Source organism: Pseudomonas khorasanensis, assembly GCF_014268505.2.
Taxonomy (GTDB): domain Bacteria; phylum Pseudomonadota; class Gammaproteobacteria; order Pseudomonadales; family Pseudomonadaceae; genus Aquipseudomonas; species Aquipseudomonas khorasanensis.
This window is the reverse complement of record NZ_JABWQP020000015.1, coordinates 15463-31532: the sequence shown is the minus strand read 5'-3', so window position 1 is coordinate 31532 and position 16070 is coordinate 15463. Positions and strand designations below refer to the sequence as shown.

The 16070-nt window shown below is 58.2% G+C and carries 17 protein-coding genes and 1 pseudogene; 10 read left to right on the top strand and 8 right to left on the bottom strand.

Annotated features, from left to right (window positions below; all coding sequences use genetic code 11):
• Positions 1–178: 178 nt before the first annotated feature.
• The gene (locus tag HU727_RS22690) at positions 179–940 is read right to left on the bottom strand and encodes a gamma-glutamyl-gamma-aminobutyrate hydrolase family protein (protein WP_186533916.1); all 762 of its coding nucleotides are present in this window, start codon (positions 938–940) and stop codon (positions 179–181) included.
• A gap of 281 nt (positions 941–1221) precedes the next feature.
• On the opposite strand from HU727_RS22690, the gene HU727_RS22685 reads away from it, so the two are divergent.
• The 5 genes from HU727_RS22685 (at position 1222) to HU727_RS22665 (ending at position 7154) form a co-directional block, all read left to right on the top strand.
• Positions 1222–2598, top strand: a complete 1377-nt coding sequence (locus HU727_RS22685) for a glutamine synthetase family protein (RefSeq protein WP_064120847.1) — start codon at positions 1222–1224, stop codon at positions 2596–2598.
• A gap of 122 nt (positions 2599–2720) precedes the next feature.
• Positions 2721–4211 (top strand): aldehyde dehydrogenase, encoded by a 1491-nt coding sequence (locus HU727_RS22680; protein WP_186533917.1) that lies wholly within the window; start codon positions 2721–2723, stop codon positions 4209–4211.
• Positions 4212–4263: 52 nt separating this feature from the next.
• The gene (locus HU727_RS22675) at positions 4264–5547 is read left to right on the top strand and encodes an NAD(P)/FAD-dependent oxidoreductase (protein ID WP_186533918.1); all 1284 of its coding nucleotides are present in this window, start codon (positions 4264–4266) and stop codon (positions 5545–5547) included.
• Positions 5548–5883: 336 nt separating this feature from the next.
• A complete protein-coding gene (locus tag HU727_RS22670) occupies positions 5884–6432 on the top strand; it encodes a cupin domain-containing protein (RefSeq protein WP_042558757.1) in 549 nt (182 codons plus the stop codon).
• 269 nt (positions 6433–6701) lie between these two features.
• Positions 6702–7154, top strand: coding sequence for a hypothetical protein (locus tag HU727_RS22665; RefSeq protein ID WP_186533919.1), 453 nt, complete (start codon positions 6702–6704; stop codon positions 7152–7154).
• A gap of 1 nt (position 7155) precedes the next feature.
• Here the strand turns inward: HU727_RS22665 and HU727_RS22660 are convergent, their stop codons facing one another.
• Entirely contained in the window at positions 7156–7857 is a 702-nt protein-coding gene (locus HU727_RS22660; RefSeq protein WP_186533920.1) for a DUF4225 domain-containing protein, read from the bottom strand.
• A complete protein-coding gene (locus HU727_RS22655) occupies positions 7844–8344 on the bottom strand; it encodes an Hcp family type VI secretion system effector (protein WP_186533921.1) in 501 nt (166 codons plus the stop codon). The genes HU727_RS22660 and HU727_RS22655 overlap by 14 nt, the downstream gene beginning before the upstream one ends.
• 271 nt (positions 8345–8615) lie before the next feature.
• Between HU727_RS22655 and HU727_RS22650 the strand changes: the two genes are divergently transcribed.
• Positions 8616–8900 (top strand): hypothetical protein, encoded by a 285-nt coding sequence (locus tag HU727_RS22650; RefSeq protein ID WP_186533922.1) that lies wholly within the window; start codon positions 8616–8618, stop codon positions 8898–8900.
• 60 nt (positions 8901–8960) lie between these two features.
• On the opposite strand, the gene HU727_RS22645 is transcribed toward HU727_RS22650, so the two are convergent.
• On the bottom strand, positions 8961–9392 hold the full coding sequence (locus HU727_RS22645; RefSeq protein ID WP_186533923.1) for a hypothetical protein: 432 nt from the start codon (positions 9390–9392) through the stop codon (positions 8961–8963).
• Positions 9393–9557: 165 nt separating this feature from the next.
• On the opposite strand from HU727_RS22645, the gene HU727_RS22640 reads away from it, so the two are divergent.
• The 3 genes from HU727_RS22640 to HU727_RS22630 all read left to right on the top strand — a co-directional run bounded on the left by HU727_RS22640 (position 9558) and on the right by HU727_RS22630 (position 11550).
• Positions 9558–9947, top strand: coding sequence for a hypothetical protein (locus HU727_RS22640; protein ID WP_186533924.1), 390 nt, complete (start codon positions 9558–9560; stop codon positions 9945–9947).
• 17 nt (positions 9948–9964) lie between these two features.
• Positions 9965–10387, top strand: a complete 423-nt coding sequence (locus HU727_RS22635; protein WP_186533925.1) for an HD domain-containing protein — start codon at positions 9965–9967, stop codon at positions 10385–10387.
• 143 nt (positions 10388–10530) lie between these two features.
• Positions 10531–11550 (top strand): AbrB family transcriptional regulator, encoded by a 1020-nt coding sequence (locus tag HU727_RS22630; protein WP_186533926.1) that lies wholly within the window; start codon positions 10531–10533, stop codon positions 11548–11550.
• 52 nt (positions 11551–11602) lie between these two features.
• On the opposite strand, the gene HU727_RS22625 is transcribed toward HU727_RS22630, so the two are convergent.
• On the bottom strand, positions 11603–11767 hold the full coding sequence (locus HU727_RS22625; protein WP_186533948.1) for a hypothetical protein: 165 nt from the start codon (positions 11765–11767) through the stop codon (positions 11603–11605).
• Between the two features lie 83 nt (positions 11768–11850).
• Between HU727_RS22625 and HU727_RS22620 the strand changes: the two genes are divergently transcribed.
• Positions 11851–12636 carry a DeoR/GlpR family DNA-binding transcription regulator gene (locus HU727_RS22620; RefSeq protein ID WP_186533927.1) on the top strand — a complete coding sequence of 262 codons (786 nt, stop codon included), beginning with the start codon at positions 11851–11853 and terminating at the stop codon, positions 12634–12636.
• A 160-nt stretch (positions 12637–12796) separates the two neighbouring features.
• On the opposite strand, the gene HU727_RS22615 is transcribed toward HU727_RS22620, so the two are convergent.
• The 3 genes and pseudogenes from HU727_RS22615 to HU727_RS22610 form a co-directional block, all read right to left on the bottom strand.
• Positions 12797–14080 (bottom strand): NAD(P)/FAD-dependent oxidoreductase, encoded by a 1284-nt coding sequence (locus tag HU727_RS22615; RefSeq protein WP_186533928.1) that lies wholly within the window; start codon positions 14078–14080, stop codon positions 12797–12799.
• A 41-nt stretch (positions 14081–14121) separates the two neighbouring features.
• Positions 14122–14211: pseudogene (locus tag HU727_RS25980) on the bottom strand (metal ABC transporter ATP-binding protein); the annotation flags it as partial.
• 18 nt (positions 14212–14229) lie between these two features.
• Positions 14230–15594 carry a glutamine synthetase family protein gene (locus HU727_RS22610; RefSeq protein WP_186533929.1) on the bottom strand — a complete coding sequence of 455 codons (1365 nt, stop codon included), beginning with the start codon at positions 15592–15594 and terminating at the stop codon, positions 14230–14232.
• Positions 15595–16070 lie beyond the last annotated feature (476 nt).

The following is a 16070-nucleotide window of genomic DNA, read 5'->3' as shown; positions in this document are numbered from 1 at the left end:
CGCAGCCTTCGGCGGCTCCTGCAGGGCTCGTGCTGTCCGGCTTGTTCAGCGCCGCCGTGCTGGCTGCCTGGGTCGTACTTGTTGTTATTACGGGTGTTGTTGTTCACCGCTGGCGGATGCGCAAAGGCGCAGCCGCCAGCTGTGGGGGCAGTTAATCGTTTCGTATTCTCTGGTAGCGTCAGCGCTGAGTGCGCCGCGCAGCCCGTTGCCGGCAAGCCTCACCGAATGCCTGGAAAATCCTCAGGTAATTCGGGTTGTCCAGCACCTGCCATTCCGGGTGCCATTGCACGCCGAGGGCGAAGGTCGGGCTGTGCTCGACCGAGATCGCTTCGATCAAACCGTCCGGTGCCACGGCCTCGGCACGCAGGCCGGGGGCGAGGCGGTCGATGCCCTGACTGTGAATCGAATTGACCTGGAATTCGCCCGGTAACCCCAAGGTTTCGAACACCCCGCCGCCGAGTACGCTGACCGCATGGGCTGTGGCGTATTGCACCGCCACGTCCGGGCTGTCGGCTTCGCGGTGATCGAGCATGCCGGGCAACTCATGCACTTTCTGATGCAGGCTGCCGCCGAACGCCACGTTCATTTCCTGGAAGCCACGGCAAATGCCGAGCACCGGAACGCCCGCCGCAATGGCTGCACGCAATAGAGGAAGGGTCGTGGCGTCCCGCGCCGGGTCGTGATCCGTGCCGGGCGCGCTGGCCGGGCCTTGATAGTGGAAGGGCTCCACGTTCGATGGCGAGCCGGTCAGCAACAGGCCGTCGAGCTGACCGAGCAGGTCGTCGATTTCAGTCAGACTGCCAAGGGAAGGAATGACCACCGGCAACCCCAGCGCCGCAACGCTCACGGCGCGAACGTACTTGTCGCCGCTGATGTGGTAGGGGTGCAGGCCAATCTGTTTGACGCACGCAGTAACGCCGATCAATGGCTTGAATGCCATTTTTATTCACCTCGAGTCTGACACTTGAACGAGCTTTTCCGGAGCTTAGCGTCGTTGATTTTAATTAACAACTGTCATGTAAAAAATTCTCAACGCTGCTCATCAAGTCGCTCAGGCTTTACGGGGTTTCGCGTCTGATCTGGCACGAGAGTGTTAATAAAAGCCCGAAAAATAAAGGCTGCGAGGCCAGCTGTTCGCTATTGACTTCACTTTGCCTTTCGGATTGACTGGCTGCGCAACACGGCGGTGAACATAATAATTAACAGCTAAATAGGTGCATCATGTCGGTCCCTCTGCGTACCGTTCAACTCAACGAAGCCAACGCATTCCTTAAGAAATATCCTGAGGTTTTGTACGTCGACCTTCTGATTGCGGATATGAACGGTGTGGTGCGCGGCAAGCGCATCGAACGCACCAGTCTTCATAAGGTTTATGAAAAAGGCATCAATCTGCCGGCGTCGCTGTTCGCGCTGGACATTAACGGTTCCACGGTCGAAAGCACGGGTCTGGGCCTGGACATCGGCGATGCTGACCGCATTTGCTATCCGATCCCCGGCACCCTGAGCATCGAGCCCTGGCAGAAGCGCCCGACCGCGCAACTGCTGATGACCATGCACGAGATCGAAGGCCAGCCGTTTTTCGCTGACCCCCGGGAAGTGCTGGCCAACGTGGTGCGCAAGTTCGACGACCTCGGCCTGACGATCTGCGCCGCGTTTGAACTGGAGTTCTATCTGATCGATCAGGACAACGTGAACGGCCGTCCGCAGTCGCCACGTTCGCCGGTTTCCGGCAAGCGTCCAGTGTCCACTCAGGTCTACCTGATCGATGATCTCGACGAATACGTCGATTGCCTGCAAGACATCCTCGAAGGCGCGAAAGAGCAGGGCATCCCCGCTGACGCCATCGTCAAGGAAAGCGCGCCGGCGCAGTTCGAAGTCAACCTCCATCACGTCTCCGACCCAATCAAGGCCTGCGACTACGCGGTCCTGCTCAAGCGTCTGGTGAAGAACATCGCCTACGACCACGAGATGGACACGACCTTCATGGCCAAGCCGTACCCGGGCCAGGCGGGCAATGGCCTGCACGTGCACATTTCGATTCTCGACAAGGAAGGCAACAACATCTTCGCCAGCGAGGATCCCGAGCAGAACGCCGCGCTGCGTCACGCGATCGGCGGTGTGCTCGAGACCCTGCCGGCGCAGATGGCTTTCCTTTGCCCGAACGTCAATTCGTACCGCCGTTTCGGTGCGCAGTTTTATGTGCCGAACTCGCCGAGCTGGGGCATTGATAACCGTACCGTGGCCGTGCGTGTGCCGACCGGTTCACCCGATGCGGTGCGCATCGAACACCGCGTCGCCGGCGCCGACGCCAACCCGTACTTGTTGATGGCCTCGGTGCTGGCCGGTATTCACCATGGCCTGACCAACCAGATCGAGCCGGGCGCACCGGTCGAAGGCAACAGCTACGAGCAGAACGAGCAGAGCCTGCCGAACAACCTGCGCGACGCCTTGCGCGAGCTGGACGACAGCGAAGTCATGGCCCGCTACATCGACCCGATGTACATCGACGTGTTCGTCGCCTGCAAGGAGAGCGAGCTGGCCGAGTTCGAGAACTCTATCTCCGACCTTGAGTACAACTGGTATCTGCATACGGTGTGAAGATCAAAAGCCCCTCACCCTAACCCTCTCCCGGGGGGAGAGGGCCAGGGTGAGGGCAGCGATTCCCAGCCAGACAAAGCAACCAGACCAACCCCCAATTCCCCCTTGTCGAGCTCAAAACAATGACCACAACCCGCAACGACTGGGAACGACGCTTCCAGTCTCTGTCCATTGAATCCCGCGCCTTCATCAACGGTGAATACCGCCCAGCGATCAGCGGTGACACCTTTGAATGCCTGAGCCCCGTCGACGGCCGTTTTCTCGCCGCCGTCGCCAGCACCGATGAAGCCGATGCCAATCTCGCCGTCGAAGCCGCGCGGCAGTCGTTCAACTCAGGCATCTGGGCAAAAAAAGCCCCGGCCGAGCGCAAGCGCATCCTGATTCGCTGGGCCGATCTGGTCCTGCAACACCAGGAAGAACTGGCGCTGCTGGAAACCCTCGACATGGGTAAACCGATCAGCGACTCAATGAGCATCGATATCCCGGCCGCCGCCAACGCGATCCGCTGGAGCGCCGAAGCGATCGACAAGATTTATGACGAAGTCGCCGCCACGCCCCACGACCAGCTCGGGCTTGTAACCCGCGAGCCCTCCGGCGTGGTCGCTGCCATCGTGCCGTGGAATTTCCCGCTGATCATGGCCAGCTGGAAATTCGCCCCGGCGCTGGCAGCAGGCAACTCATTCATCCTCAAGCCGTCGGAGAAATCGCCCCTGACCGCGATCCGCATCGCGCAGCTTGCGCTGGACGCCGGCATCCCCAAAGGCGTGTTCAACGTGCTGCCGGGTTTCGGTCACACCGTCGGCAAGGCGCTGGCGTTGCATATGGACGTCGACGTGCTGGCCTTTACCGGCTCCACGGCGATCGCCAAGCAGCTGATGATCTATGCCGGCCAAAGCAACATGAAACGCGTCTGGCTCGAAGCCGGTGGCAAGAGCCCCAACGTGGTATTCGCCGACGCGCCGGATTTGCGCGCGGCGGCCCAGGCAGCGGCGAGCGCCATTGCCTTTAACCAAGGGGAAGTCTGCACCGCCGGTTCGCGCCTGTTGGTCGAGCGTTCGATCCGCGAGCAGTTCATTCCGTTGCTGGTGGAGGCGATGCAAGCGTGGAACCCCGGCCATGCCCTCGACCCGGCGACCACGGTCGGCGCTGTCGTCGATCAACGCCAACTCGACAACGTGCTGCGCTACATCAACATCGGCCGGGAGCAGGGCGCCGAGCTGATCGCGGGCGGCCAGCGCACCCTCGAAGAAACCGGTGGCCTGTACGTGCAGCCTGCAATTTTCGATGGCGTGACCAATGCGATGACCATCGCTCAGGAGGAAATCTTCGGTCCGGTGCTGTCGCTGATCACCTTCGACACGGCAGAAGAAGCGCTGCAAATCGCCAACGACAGCATCTTCGGCCTCGCCGCCGGCGTGTGGACCAGCAGCCTGAGCAAGGCGCACACCTTCGCCCGTGGCCTGCGCGCCGGTAGCGTCTGGGTCAATCAGTACGACGGCGGCGACATGACCGCGCCGTTCGGTGGCTTCAAGCAGTCGGGCAACGGCCGCGATAAATCGCTGCACGCGTTCGACAAATACACCGAGCTGAAAGCGACCTGGATCAAGCTCTAATTCTTTTACAGCGGCGGTCGCGGGCAGGTGCTGGCGACCTTCGGAGAATCGTATGAAACAGCAACACGTAAACAGCTACTACGCCGCCACCCGCAACGAAGTCATCGACTTTCCGATCCTTGAAGAAGCGGTGGACTGCGACGTTTGCATCATCGGCGCCGGCTACACTGGTTTGTCCTCGGCGCTGTTCCTGAGCGAGGCGGGCTACAAAGTGACGGTGCTCGAAGCGGCGAAAGTCGGTTACGGCGCCAGTGGTCGCAACGGCGGCCAACTGGTCAATTCGTACAGCCGCGACGTCGATGTGATCGAAGAGCGCTACGGCGACAAGACCGCTGAAATCCTCGGCAGCATGATCTTCGAAGGCGCTGACATCATCCGTTCGCGCATCAAGGATTACGACATCAAATGCGACTACCGTCCGGGCGGTATTTTTGCAGCGATGAACAAAAAGCAACTGAACGGTCTGGCCGAGCAGAAGCGTAACTGGGAGCGCTACGGCAACCGCAATCTGAAGATGCTCGATGCTGCGGACATCCGTCGCGAAGTCGGCTCCGATGCTTACGTTGGTGGTTTGCTGGACATGCAGGGCGGCCACGTTCATCCATTGAACCTGGCCCTCGGCGAAGCCGCTGCGATCGTGCGCCTGGGTGGCAAGATCTACGAGCAATCGGCGGCGGTGGAAATCACTTACGGCGAGCCAATCACGGTGCGCACCGCCAAGGGCCAAGTCCGAGCCAAATATTTACTGATCGCTGGTAACGCGTATCTGCCGCAAGGTCTCGACAACCGCGTCACCGCGAAAAGCATGCCGTGCGGCTCGCAGATCGTCGTCACCGAACCGCTGACCGAGCAGCAGGCGCGTAGCCTGATTACTCACAACTACTGCGTCGAAGACTGCAACTATCTTCTGGATTACTACCGCCTCACCGCCGACAACCGTCTGCTTTACGGCGGTGGTGTGGTTTACGGCGCGCGCGAGCCGGACGACATCGAACAACTGATTCGGCCGAAGATTTTGAAGACCTTCCCGCAGCTCAAAGACGTGAAAATCGACTACCGCTGGACCGGCAACTTCCTGCTGACCATGTCACGCATGCCGCAATTCGGCCGCATCGAAAAAAACGCCTACTACATGCAAGGCTACAGCGGCCACGGCGTCACCTGTTCGCACCTGGCCGGCAAACTCATCTCGGAAATGATTCGCGGCGACGCCGAACGCTTCAACGCCTTCGCCTCGCTCCCGCACATGCCGATGCTCGGCGGCCGCACCTTCTCCGCGCCACTCACGGCCCTCGGCGCCGTCTACTACTCGCTGCGCGACCGCTTCGGCGTCTGAGCTTCCTCCCCGGCGAGGCCCAAAAACCTCGCCGGTTTTTCCCTTTGCAAGAGCGCAGATGTTCCCTGTGGGAGCGCGCCTGCTCGCGATGGGGTCATAACAGCCAACAACCCTGTCATCTGCCACACCGCCATCGCGAGCAGGCTCACTCCTACAGGCCCGGATTACCAAGGCAGAAATGACTTTTGCCCAACCATCCATCGAACCTGCTGAGCAACACCTTCAAACGTGATTTAATACCCGCCTCTCACGGTTCCGGGACACGGGAGCAACGTGATCCGCGCCACTGGCGCATCACCCGCCACCCACCCCCCATCGCCCTCACATAAGGCTGTCATGGATACGGGTTCTCGACTCAAACTAGTACGCGAAAGCTACAAACTCTCCCAGCGCGAGCTCGCCCGGCGTAGCGGTGTGACCAATGCCACCATCTCGCTGATCGAACAGAACCGCGTCAGTCCCTCCGTCAGCTCACTGAAAAAGCTGCTCGAAGGCATTCCGATGTCCCTGGCCGATTTCTTCACCTTCGACCAGCCCCCGCGCGAACACCAATACGTCTTTCGCGCCAACGAACAACCCGACCTCGGCCGCCACGGCCTGCGCCTGCTCCTCATCGGCGCCTCCGTCCCCAGCCGCCAGATGCGCTTGCTGCGCGAGCAATACGCGCCGGGCGCCAGTTCCGGGGAAGAGCCGATCGTGCATTCGGAAGGTGAAGAGTGTGGGCTTGTTACGCGCGGAACTGTTGAGTTGACAGTGGATGGGTCGGTGAGTGTGTTGAATGCGGGGGATGGATATTACTTCCCGACGACGTTGCCGCACAAATTTCGAAATATCGGGGCGGATGAGGCTGAGATTATCAGTGCGAATACCCCGGCTAACTTCTGATTTGTGTTTTAGGTAAAAGCCATAGGTTGCAAGTAAATCCGACGCCTTTTTGAAGGGTGTCGGATTTTTTTTGAGTCGAGGAAAGGTTTGTAGGTTTGTAGGTTTTCATTTGTAGGAAGGTTCTGAATGAGTGCGTGGTGATGCGGGGTTAATGACGTTAGGGGCTTTCTGGCATGGTTACATTGCTTGGTGCGATTTTTAGGGCAAAGGTGGTGATGGAATTATGAGCGTTCGGGAAAAATGTCTTGTTTTGCGTTCAATGATAAAGGGTGTCATATGACGTTCTTGATGCGGGTGAAGTCATGACGTTAAGATTTATAACTCAAACAATATTTTTATTTTTCTTGACTGTTGCTTTGAGTGGTATTGGTGCATTAGTGCAAGTTAATTTTTTCAGTGGGATTTTTTTAGTGTTGAAGGATGCAAAAGAAATTGTAAGTGGTCTGATTTTCGTATTGCTTCTGTATGTTAATTTTCGCTACTGCTTTCCTGATCAGCTGGCGGAGTTGCGCGGGCGAAATGTCCGAAGTGATCGGTATCCTGTATGGGTGAAGCAATTTATTCTCTTTAATTGTGCATTGTTTGTTGAGGAGGTTTTTTATTACACGATTAAGGATTTGGTGAGTCTTTCTGAAGTTGTTTATAGGTTGTTAGGTTTTGTGGTTTTTGCTTCTTTTTATGCGTACATGATGTCTGGTGATGAGTTCAAGATAAAGAGGTAAGTTAATTATCCTGTCGAAATTCTATTTCTTTGTTTATATTTTTGATTGTTATGCTGTCGGCCAATAGTTCGAGTGCCAAAGCCAGGCTTCCCATTTGATTATAAGCTCGTTCATAATTAATAGGGTCGTGATTGAATAACTCCATTGAGCCTGGTTTTCGCACGTGCTGCAGCATGCCAAACCCGGAAAGAATTAAGTCTACGCTGTAATAAGCAGTGTTTCCTATATGTATGTCGTTTGCCATGAATTGATAGAGTTTACGAATCGGACCCAATGTGCTTTGAGCATCAGGGCCGTTGTAGATATTTATTACCCCTTCATGAATGTTGTTGATGCCGTGCGCCGAATAGAGTGCTCCTGCAAATATACCTTGCGGGCTTTTGCTGGAGAATTGTATGGCGCCTATGTGCAATTGCATCATCCCCGCTGCAACACCTACACCGTTCTGAGCATAGAACGATACCTTGTTCAATAATTCAGCGTGTTCCTCCCTAAGCTCCAGCAACCCTTGCTTGGCGCTAATAACGCCTTCATCCACCGCCCGAATAATCTCGTTCGCATAAGAGGAGACAATCTCGCCAAATTTGAGCTGGCTGAAGCTATCGTAAAACTGAGTCGCGCCAATCTGGCACCCGAATGCGACCAGATCGGAAGCCGCTCGGGTAACATCGTTGATGTCACACGAATCCTCATTCACCGTCATTTCCCCAGGTGCTGAAACCGCACGTGCCCGCCTGGATATGCGTCCAACTGATTTCGCGGTAGGTGAAGGACACCAATTCTTGAGGCTGTGCGTCATTCAAGTGAATGGCGTGGGGAACCTGGAGGTTGATGTGGGCGATTTTTGCGCCGGTTATGTGGATTTTGAAGTACTTGTCCTGTGTGCCAGCGGGGGAGGTTCGGTAGAAGAAGATGGTGCAGTCCAGCACTTCACGCTCATGAAGTGCTGCGGCCAGTAGAGGTGAGGATTTGTCGATGTTCTTGGTGATCATGATCGGCAAGTGTTGACCACGATCTGCGGTGACGCCGCCGTTATTGCCGGTGGTCATGTTGTGGGAATAGGCCAGTACCATTATCTCGTCAAGGTGGCCAAGTTGGCACTTGTTGCCGATGGAGTTAGTGTCAGAACAGCCGGCGGAGATCAGCCCTTGTCGGTTTCCGGTAATGCTCATGTAACTGTGGTTGGCCATGGATGCTCTGCTTCACTGAATGGAAAACTCTTGTTTGAAGAGTAACCGTCAACTAAAGCCGGAGCAGTGAGGCGTCGGTTCGCTATTGATGATGTTCAGACGCGTCTTACAAGGGGCGCGGAAGTCAGGAGGTGATTATTCCGAAGTGCCAACGACGTTATCGCTGATTGGATGATAGACCTTGTCGACATTGCCATTCGTCAGCCATTCTGCATTTTTACCGCGCTCCTGATTCCAATGCATACCTGACCCTCGCAAAGGAACCGCCAACATGCGCATAGTCAAACTCGCAGCATTGACGTTAGCCACCCTGTTATCCGCCACCTCGCTCTACGCAACCGCCGCCAGCGACACCCCGGCACCCACCGCCAACGACGGCAACAGCCAAACCAACCCGAGTGCGCCGGAAGATATTCATTCCAACGGCGCTACCGTGCCCAAAGGTACTCAGGGCAACACCACCAACAATGACGGCTCAACGCCTTCGGGTTCCAAGGCCAGCGGATCCAAGCAATCGAATGACAGCGGCACCAGTAGCGGCGCTGGTGAGGGTTAATGGTGGATTCAGATGCAGCAAGCCCGGCATCTAGCCGGGCTCTTTGATAGATATTGGAAGCTACTTGGCCTTCCAGTTTCCGCCACTGTTCTCGCAATCGATCTTCGCCTGCTCCAGATGCTGCGCGTCATAGTAATACGTGGTGATTTTCGCGTTGTCGGGCATGTTCAGCGGTTTGGCGTTTTTGTCTTTGCTGGTCGAATGCGGGTTGGCCAGGGATTCCTGGGTGAGGCGGGCGGTGCAGGTGGCCTGGTAGTGGTCGTCACAGCGTTCGACCTTTTTCTTGGTGGCGTTGAGGGTCTCCCTGGTTTCGTTACTGCACGACCAGTTGATGGCGTCCACGGGTACGCCGTCGTACTCGTAGCAGCTGTGGGTTTCCACTGCGGGTACGGAGGCGCTGGAGGAACGGGTCTGGACGTCGCAGCCTTGTGCCATGACGCAGGTGGGGATGATGCAGAACGTGGCGATCAGGAGCAGCAGTCGGGTTTTCATCGGCAGTTTCCTCTCCAATGGCGCCGCGTCTGATCGGTGATTTGGCGCTTGTCTGGTTTCGAGGCGGCGGGGACGCATCAGGTTCAATCGGGTTTCCAAGCGGCGCTGTTCGCGTACACTGCGAAACAATCGGACACATTCAGCACCCCACGGATTGGAATCACCATGATTGAAATCGGCCGCCGCAACAACGCGCCCAGTTCGCAACAGCCCTTTCACGATATCTATCTGTTTCATATCGATCCGAGCAAACCGGACACACCGTTCTGCTTTGAGCAGTCCATCGGCGGCGGGCATATGGAGCATGGCGGTGCACGGTTTTTGGCGCGGGATGAACTGGACGCTTGGCCCGGCGAGTGGCGCGAGCACTTGAAAAAGGCCGATTGCGCCTGGGTGGCCGAATTGATCGATGCTCATCCGCAGACCGATCAGGCCAAGCTGGTGTCGATGATTCTTCAACGTCACTGCGTGCCAGCGAAGCCTGTCGGACGTCTGCAAGCCATCGGCAACTGGCTCAAGCGCAACATCCACGTTGGCGGCCGCTACGGCCTCTAAACCACCGGAGAATTCCCATGGCCCAGACCCTCGAACGCGCCATCGCCATTGCCGCCGCCGCGCACACCGGGCAGTTGGACAAGGGCGGCGCGCCGTACATTCTACATCCGCTGAGAGTCATGCTGCGCATGAATACCCTTGAAGAACGCATCGTCGCTGTCCTGCACGACGTGGTCGAAGATTGCGGCGTGAGCCTTGATGATTTGCGCCAGGAAGGTTTCAGCGAAGAGGTGTTGGCGGCAATTGAATCGGTCACCAAAGTGCACGGCGAGACCTACGAGGACTTTGTCGACCGCGCTGCGCGGAACCCGGTCGGCAGAACGGTGAAACTGGCAGATCTGGAAGAGAACAGCGATATCTCGCGGATCGCCTCACCGAGTTGGGAGGATCTGGAGCGGGTCGAAAAATACCGGCGGGCGATCGCACGGTTGAGTATGTAAACCGCAATGACTTGTGGGAGCGAGCCTGCTCGCGAAGGCGCCAGATCAGACTGCTTATCTGTGATTGAAACGACGCATTCGCGAGCAGGCTCGCTCCCACATTGGAACAACGATGTATCCGTTGAATAGCCAGGAAGGCGACTATGAAATCCATTCTCTGTTTGTTGATTGCCGCCGGTTTCGGCGCGTTGTTGCAGTTCGAGGGTGTACCCCACGGCCTGTTGTTGGGCTCGATTGTTGTTACCGCGTTGTTCGCCAGTAAAACCGGGATCGCCCCGACAACACCTTATGGACTGGGCTACATCCAGGTCACGCTGGGTATCGCCACCGGGCTGATGTTCGAAGCGTGGGACAGCGAAACGGCCTCGACCATGTTACCCAGCCTTGGCGTGTTGCTGATCTGCCTGACAGCGCAGATCGCGTTAGCCGGATGGTGGCTCACACGCGGCGCCGGATGGAACCGCACCGATGCACTGTTGGCGGTTTATCCCGGAGCATTGGCCGCGGTGTTCGATTTGCTTGAGTCGGAAAAGGCTTCGAGCAAAGTCATCATCGTGCACCTGATGCGGCTGCTGTTGATTACCGTGCTGGTGAGCTTCCTCATTCCCGGACAAGCAGCGGTGACCGAAGTCGCCAGCGATGCATTGACCACAGGCATGGCGTTGACTGCGCTATCGGTCATCACGCTGAGCATATTGCTCGGGCGGTTGCTGTTGCTCATCGGCGTGCCGGCGCCATTTATGCTTACAGCGATCATCATCACCGCCGCGTTTGTGAAGTCGGGATGGCTGCACGGCTTTCACATGCCGGACTGGAGTTTGAACCTGGCCGCGCTGATTCTAGGCGTGCGGATCGGCTCACGGTTTCAGGGTCTCGGTTTTGCGGAACTCGCACGACACGGCCGTACAGCGCTGGTCTCGGTGGGGTTGATGATTGTGATCGCGGCGGGATTCGCTGAAGTGGCCGCGCGCTGGCTGGGTAGCGATCCGCTGTCGCTGTGGCTGGCCTATATGCCGGGCGCTATTGAGACGATTGCAATCGTCGCGTTTGGTGGCGGACTGAATGTGGTGTTTATCCTGACGCATCACCTGAGCCGCATGGTGTTACTGCATTTCGCGCCGGCGTTGTTGGTACAGGTGCGGCGGGCACGCGAAGAAGCTTGATGTGCGTTGACCTTGTGGCGAGGGAGCTTGCTGACCTCGGTCTGACGCGCCGTCAGGCGTGGCCCAGGGCAACCGCAAACGACACGACAATCATGCACGCGAAGGCGAAATTGAGATTCATGAGCTGTTCATCCTGAGCCTTTGAAAGTGCGGCCATTGTGAACAGGGTGAAAACAAACGAAAAATTCGCTGTGTTGATTCCAATGATCGAAGCCATTGATACCCGCTTCGTTTGTATTTGCCCGGGTGTTTCGCTAGGCTGGCCTAAACCTGCAACTACAAGCATAAACGGGCAGAACCATGCACGATCATTCCATTGCCGAATTGCCTTCCCTGCGTCGACAAAAAATCCTCCTGCTGCTCGAACGTGACGGCAAGGTCATGGCATCCGAGCTGAGCCAGCACTTTGCGGTGTCCGAAGACACCATCCGCCGCGACCTCGCCGAACTCGACAACGTCGGGCTGGTACAGCGTGTGCACGGCGGGGCGCTGCCGCGACCGAAAGATTCCGGCAAGGATTATTTCACCCGGCTCGACGAGACCGACGAGATCAAAGTGCGTTTGGCGCAACTGGCGGCGCAGCAGATTGAGGACGGGCAGATTGTGCTGTTCGATTCCGGCTCGACCACGTTGCAAGTGGCGCGCGCGTTACCGGCAGATATCCGCATCACCGCCGTGACCGCTTCACCGCTGACGGCGATTGCCTTGTCGGAATATAAAGGGGTGAAAGTGATTCTGGCGGGCGGGCAATTGAACCCGCACTCGATGTCGGCCAGTGGTCAGGAGGCGCTGCGACTGCTGGCGGGCATCAAGGCCGATCTGACGATCACCGGCGTCTGTGCGATTCATCCCGAGGTCGGGATCACCTCGCTGCATTTCGACGAAGTGCCGGTGAAACAGGCGATGCTCGACAGCGCAACGCGGGTGATCGCAGTGACCACGGCGGACAAGCTGGGGGCAGTGGAGCCGTTTGTGGTGGCGCCGTGCACGCGCCTGCATATGCTGATTACCGAGCGACATCTGGGGTCGGGGAGTGTCGAGGATTATCGGCGGTTGGGGATTGTGGTGGAGCAGTTGGCAGACTGAGTATTTGTGGTGGGGCTGATGGCCTCATCGCTGGCAAGCCAGCTCCCACAGGGATCTCCACCGAACAGATGCCCCTGTAGGAGCTGCCGGAGGCTGCGATCTTTTGATCTTGTTTTTAAAAAATCAAAAGATCCGCAGCCTTCGGCAGCTCAGGTAACGGTCAACGCATTTTTTCAAGCATCTGGTAATACCACATCCCCGCCGCCAGCAACGGGTTGCCAAGCAGATCCCCCATGGGTACGCGAATATGCTGGCACGCGGCGAAGGTGTCGAACTGCTCCATTTGCCCTGTGATCGCCCGGCTCATGATTTCGCCCATGATGTGGGTGGTCGCGATGCCGTGGCCCGAGTAGCCCTGGCAATACCAGACGTTGTCCGACAGCTTGCCCAGTTGCGGAATACGGTTGATGACGATGCCCATCGCGCAGCTCCACTGATAATCGATCTGCACGCCTTGGAGTGCCGGGAACGTGCGTTCGATACAGGGCCGCAATTCAGCAGCGATGTCGCGTGAGTCCTTGCCGCTGTAATTGGCACCGCCACCAAACAGCAAACGGCCGTCGGCGGTGAGCCGGTAGTAATCCAGGACGAAGCGGCAGTCATACACGGCAAGGTCCTGGGGGTTGATCTGCCTGGCCAGTTTGCCCAGCGGCGCGGTGGTGACGATGCCGCCCATCGCCGGGAAAATCTTGCCCTTGAGCTGGCCCGGTTCGAGCTTGTGATAAACATCACCGGCGAGCATCACCTGATTCGCGTCGATCTGACCGTGGGCAGTTCTGACGCCAGGGGTGTCTCCGTGAATGATCTCCAGCACTTCGCTGTTTTCAAAGATCAGCGCGCCCAGACTTTCCGCCGCACGCGCTTCGCCGATGCACAGGTTAAGCGGGTGCAAATGCATGTTTCGGGTGTTCTTGACCGCGCCGTGGTAGAGGTCGCTCTGCAGCAGATCGCGAACCTGGCCGCGGTCCAGCAGGCTGACCTCATCGCCCAGGCCTCGGCGCACGGCTTCTTCGTAATCGTTGCGCAGACCGGCCATGTGGCTCGGCTTGTACGCCGCGTGCAAGTGGCCGTGCTTGAGGTCGCATTCAATGCCATATTTCTCGACGCGTTGCTTGATGATCTCGTGCCCGCGCCAGCGCAAATGCCAGATGAAATCATCGACGTCGTCACCGAGTTTCGGGCGCATCTGTTTGCGCATCGCGCCATCGCCGGAAAGGCTGCCGGTGACTTGCCCGCCGTTGCGCCCGGTGGCGCCCCAGCCGATCTTGTGGCTTTCAACGATGGCGACTTTCAAGCCTTTTTCGGCCAGTTCGACAGCGGTAGCGACGCCCGTGAAACCGCCGCCGATGATCACCACATCAACCTTGTGTCGGCCTTGCAGGGTCGGGTAGTCGGTGTCGTGGTTGAGGGTCGCGGTGTAGTAGGAATTGCAGCGAAGGGTCATGTTGGTGTCCACAAAAAAATCATGAGTCGAAACGCAATCCCCTGTGGGAGCGAGCTTGCTCGCGAATGCGGTGTGTCAGTCACCCAAAATGTTGAATGTGACGACGCCTTCGCGAGCAGGCTCGCTCCCACAGGTTCGGTGTTGGATCTTTAAGCCTCGGTGAGGTACCACCGCCAATCCTGCTCACCCACTTCGGCCATGAACTGCCGATACTCGGCGCGCTTCACTGCCAGATACACAGCGAGAAATTCCTGCCCCAAAGCCTCCCGCGCCCAGGCGGAATTTTCCAGCGCCTGCAACGATGTCAGCCAATCGGTCGGCAGCAATTCTTTCGCCTGCGCATAACCATTGCCTTCGACCGGCGCACCGGGATCGAGGTCTTCGCGAATACCGCGATGAATGCCGGCAAGGATCGCGGCCGCCGCCAGATACGGGTTGGCGTCGGCGCCGCAGATGCGGTGTTCGATATGCCGCGTCTGGGCCGGGCCACCGGGTACGCGCAGGCTGACGGTACGGTTGTCGACGCCCCAGGTCGGCGCCAGCGGCGCGTAGCTGTTGGCCTGGAAACGACGGTAGGAATTGGCGTTCGGGCAGAACAGCAGCAGCGAGTCGAGCAGGGAGGCGAGCATGCCGCCAATTGCCGTGCGCAACAACGGCGTGCCGGCCGGGTCTTCAGCGGCGAACAGATTGCGTCCTTCGCCGTCGGCGAGGCTGACGTGCATGTGCATGCCGGTCCCGGCCAGGTCATCGAAGGGTTTGGCCATGAATGTCGCTTGCATCCCGTGCTTGTGCGCCACGGCTTTGACCAGGCGTTTGTAGCGCACCGCCTGATCCATTGCCGCCAGCGCATCGCCGTGTTCGAGGGTGATCTCCACTTGGCCCGGGGCGTATTCGGAGATCGCCGTGCGCGCCGGAATACCGTGCAGTTTGCAGGCGCTGTAGAGGTCGGCGAGGAACGGTTCGATCTGCTCCAGCTCGCGCAAACCATAGACTTGCGTGTGTCGCGGGCGTCCGCCGTCAGCGTCCAGCGCCGGTTGTGGGCGGCCGTTGTGATCGCGTTTGGCATCGAGCAGATAGAACTCCAGCTCGCACGCCATGATCGGGTGATAACCCTTGGCCTTGAGCCCGTCGATCACCTTGATCAGCAGATGGCGCGGATCGGCGATGCTTGCCGGCAGGCCTTCGGTGGGATGCATGCTGACTTGCACCGCAGCGGTCGGAATCTGCCGCCAGGGCAGGCGCACCAGACTGCCCTCCAGCGGATAGGCGCGGCAGTCGATATCGCCGACGTCCCAGACCAGCCCGGAGTTTTCCACGTCTTCGCCCTGCACGGTCAGCCCCAGGATGGTGCTCGGCAAAGGCCGGCCGCTTTCATACACGGCGAGCAGCTCTTCACGGTGCAACAGCTTGCCGCGCGGCACGCCGTTGGCATCAAGGATGAACAGCTCGATCATGTCGATATCGGGATTCTGTTCGAGGAACAGGCGTGCGTCTTCGATGGCTGCGAATTTCATAACAATCACTCACGATGGCGCCGCACGGGCGCGCAGATTCGGCCGGACACGACGCGACAAAAAGGCGTAAGTGTCCCGGTAGGGATATCAGTAAACAGGGAAATTGACTGACGCGACTTTCAGCTCGCGCGATCAGACAGGAACGGCGATATCCGGCGGGCGTGCGGAGTGACGCAGCTTGGAACGGCGCAGGGCCATGGGCAGATTGACGATGCGGTTCATACGCGGCCCCTGTTTGAGTGGGCGCGTACAGCAGAGACGTGCAACCTTTGGGGTTGTTGTGGTGACGTGCTCATAACGCGTGTTTCCGTTGGCGGAAAGCGTCGGCAGCAGGGCAGGCCCGGCGACCGGTGTGCCCGGATAGTAAGGGGGAATCTGCGCGCGTGTAAACGGGAGATTCGTCGGTGACGCTTGGTGCGTTTGGCCTGATTGACCGAGTTGCCTTTTCGCGAGCAGGCTCGCTCCCACAGGAGAAT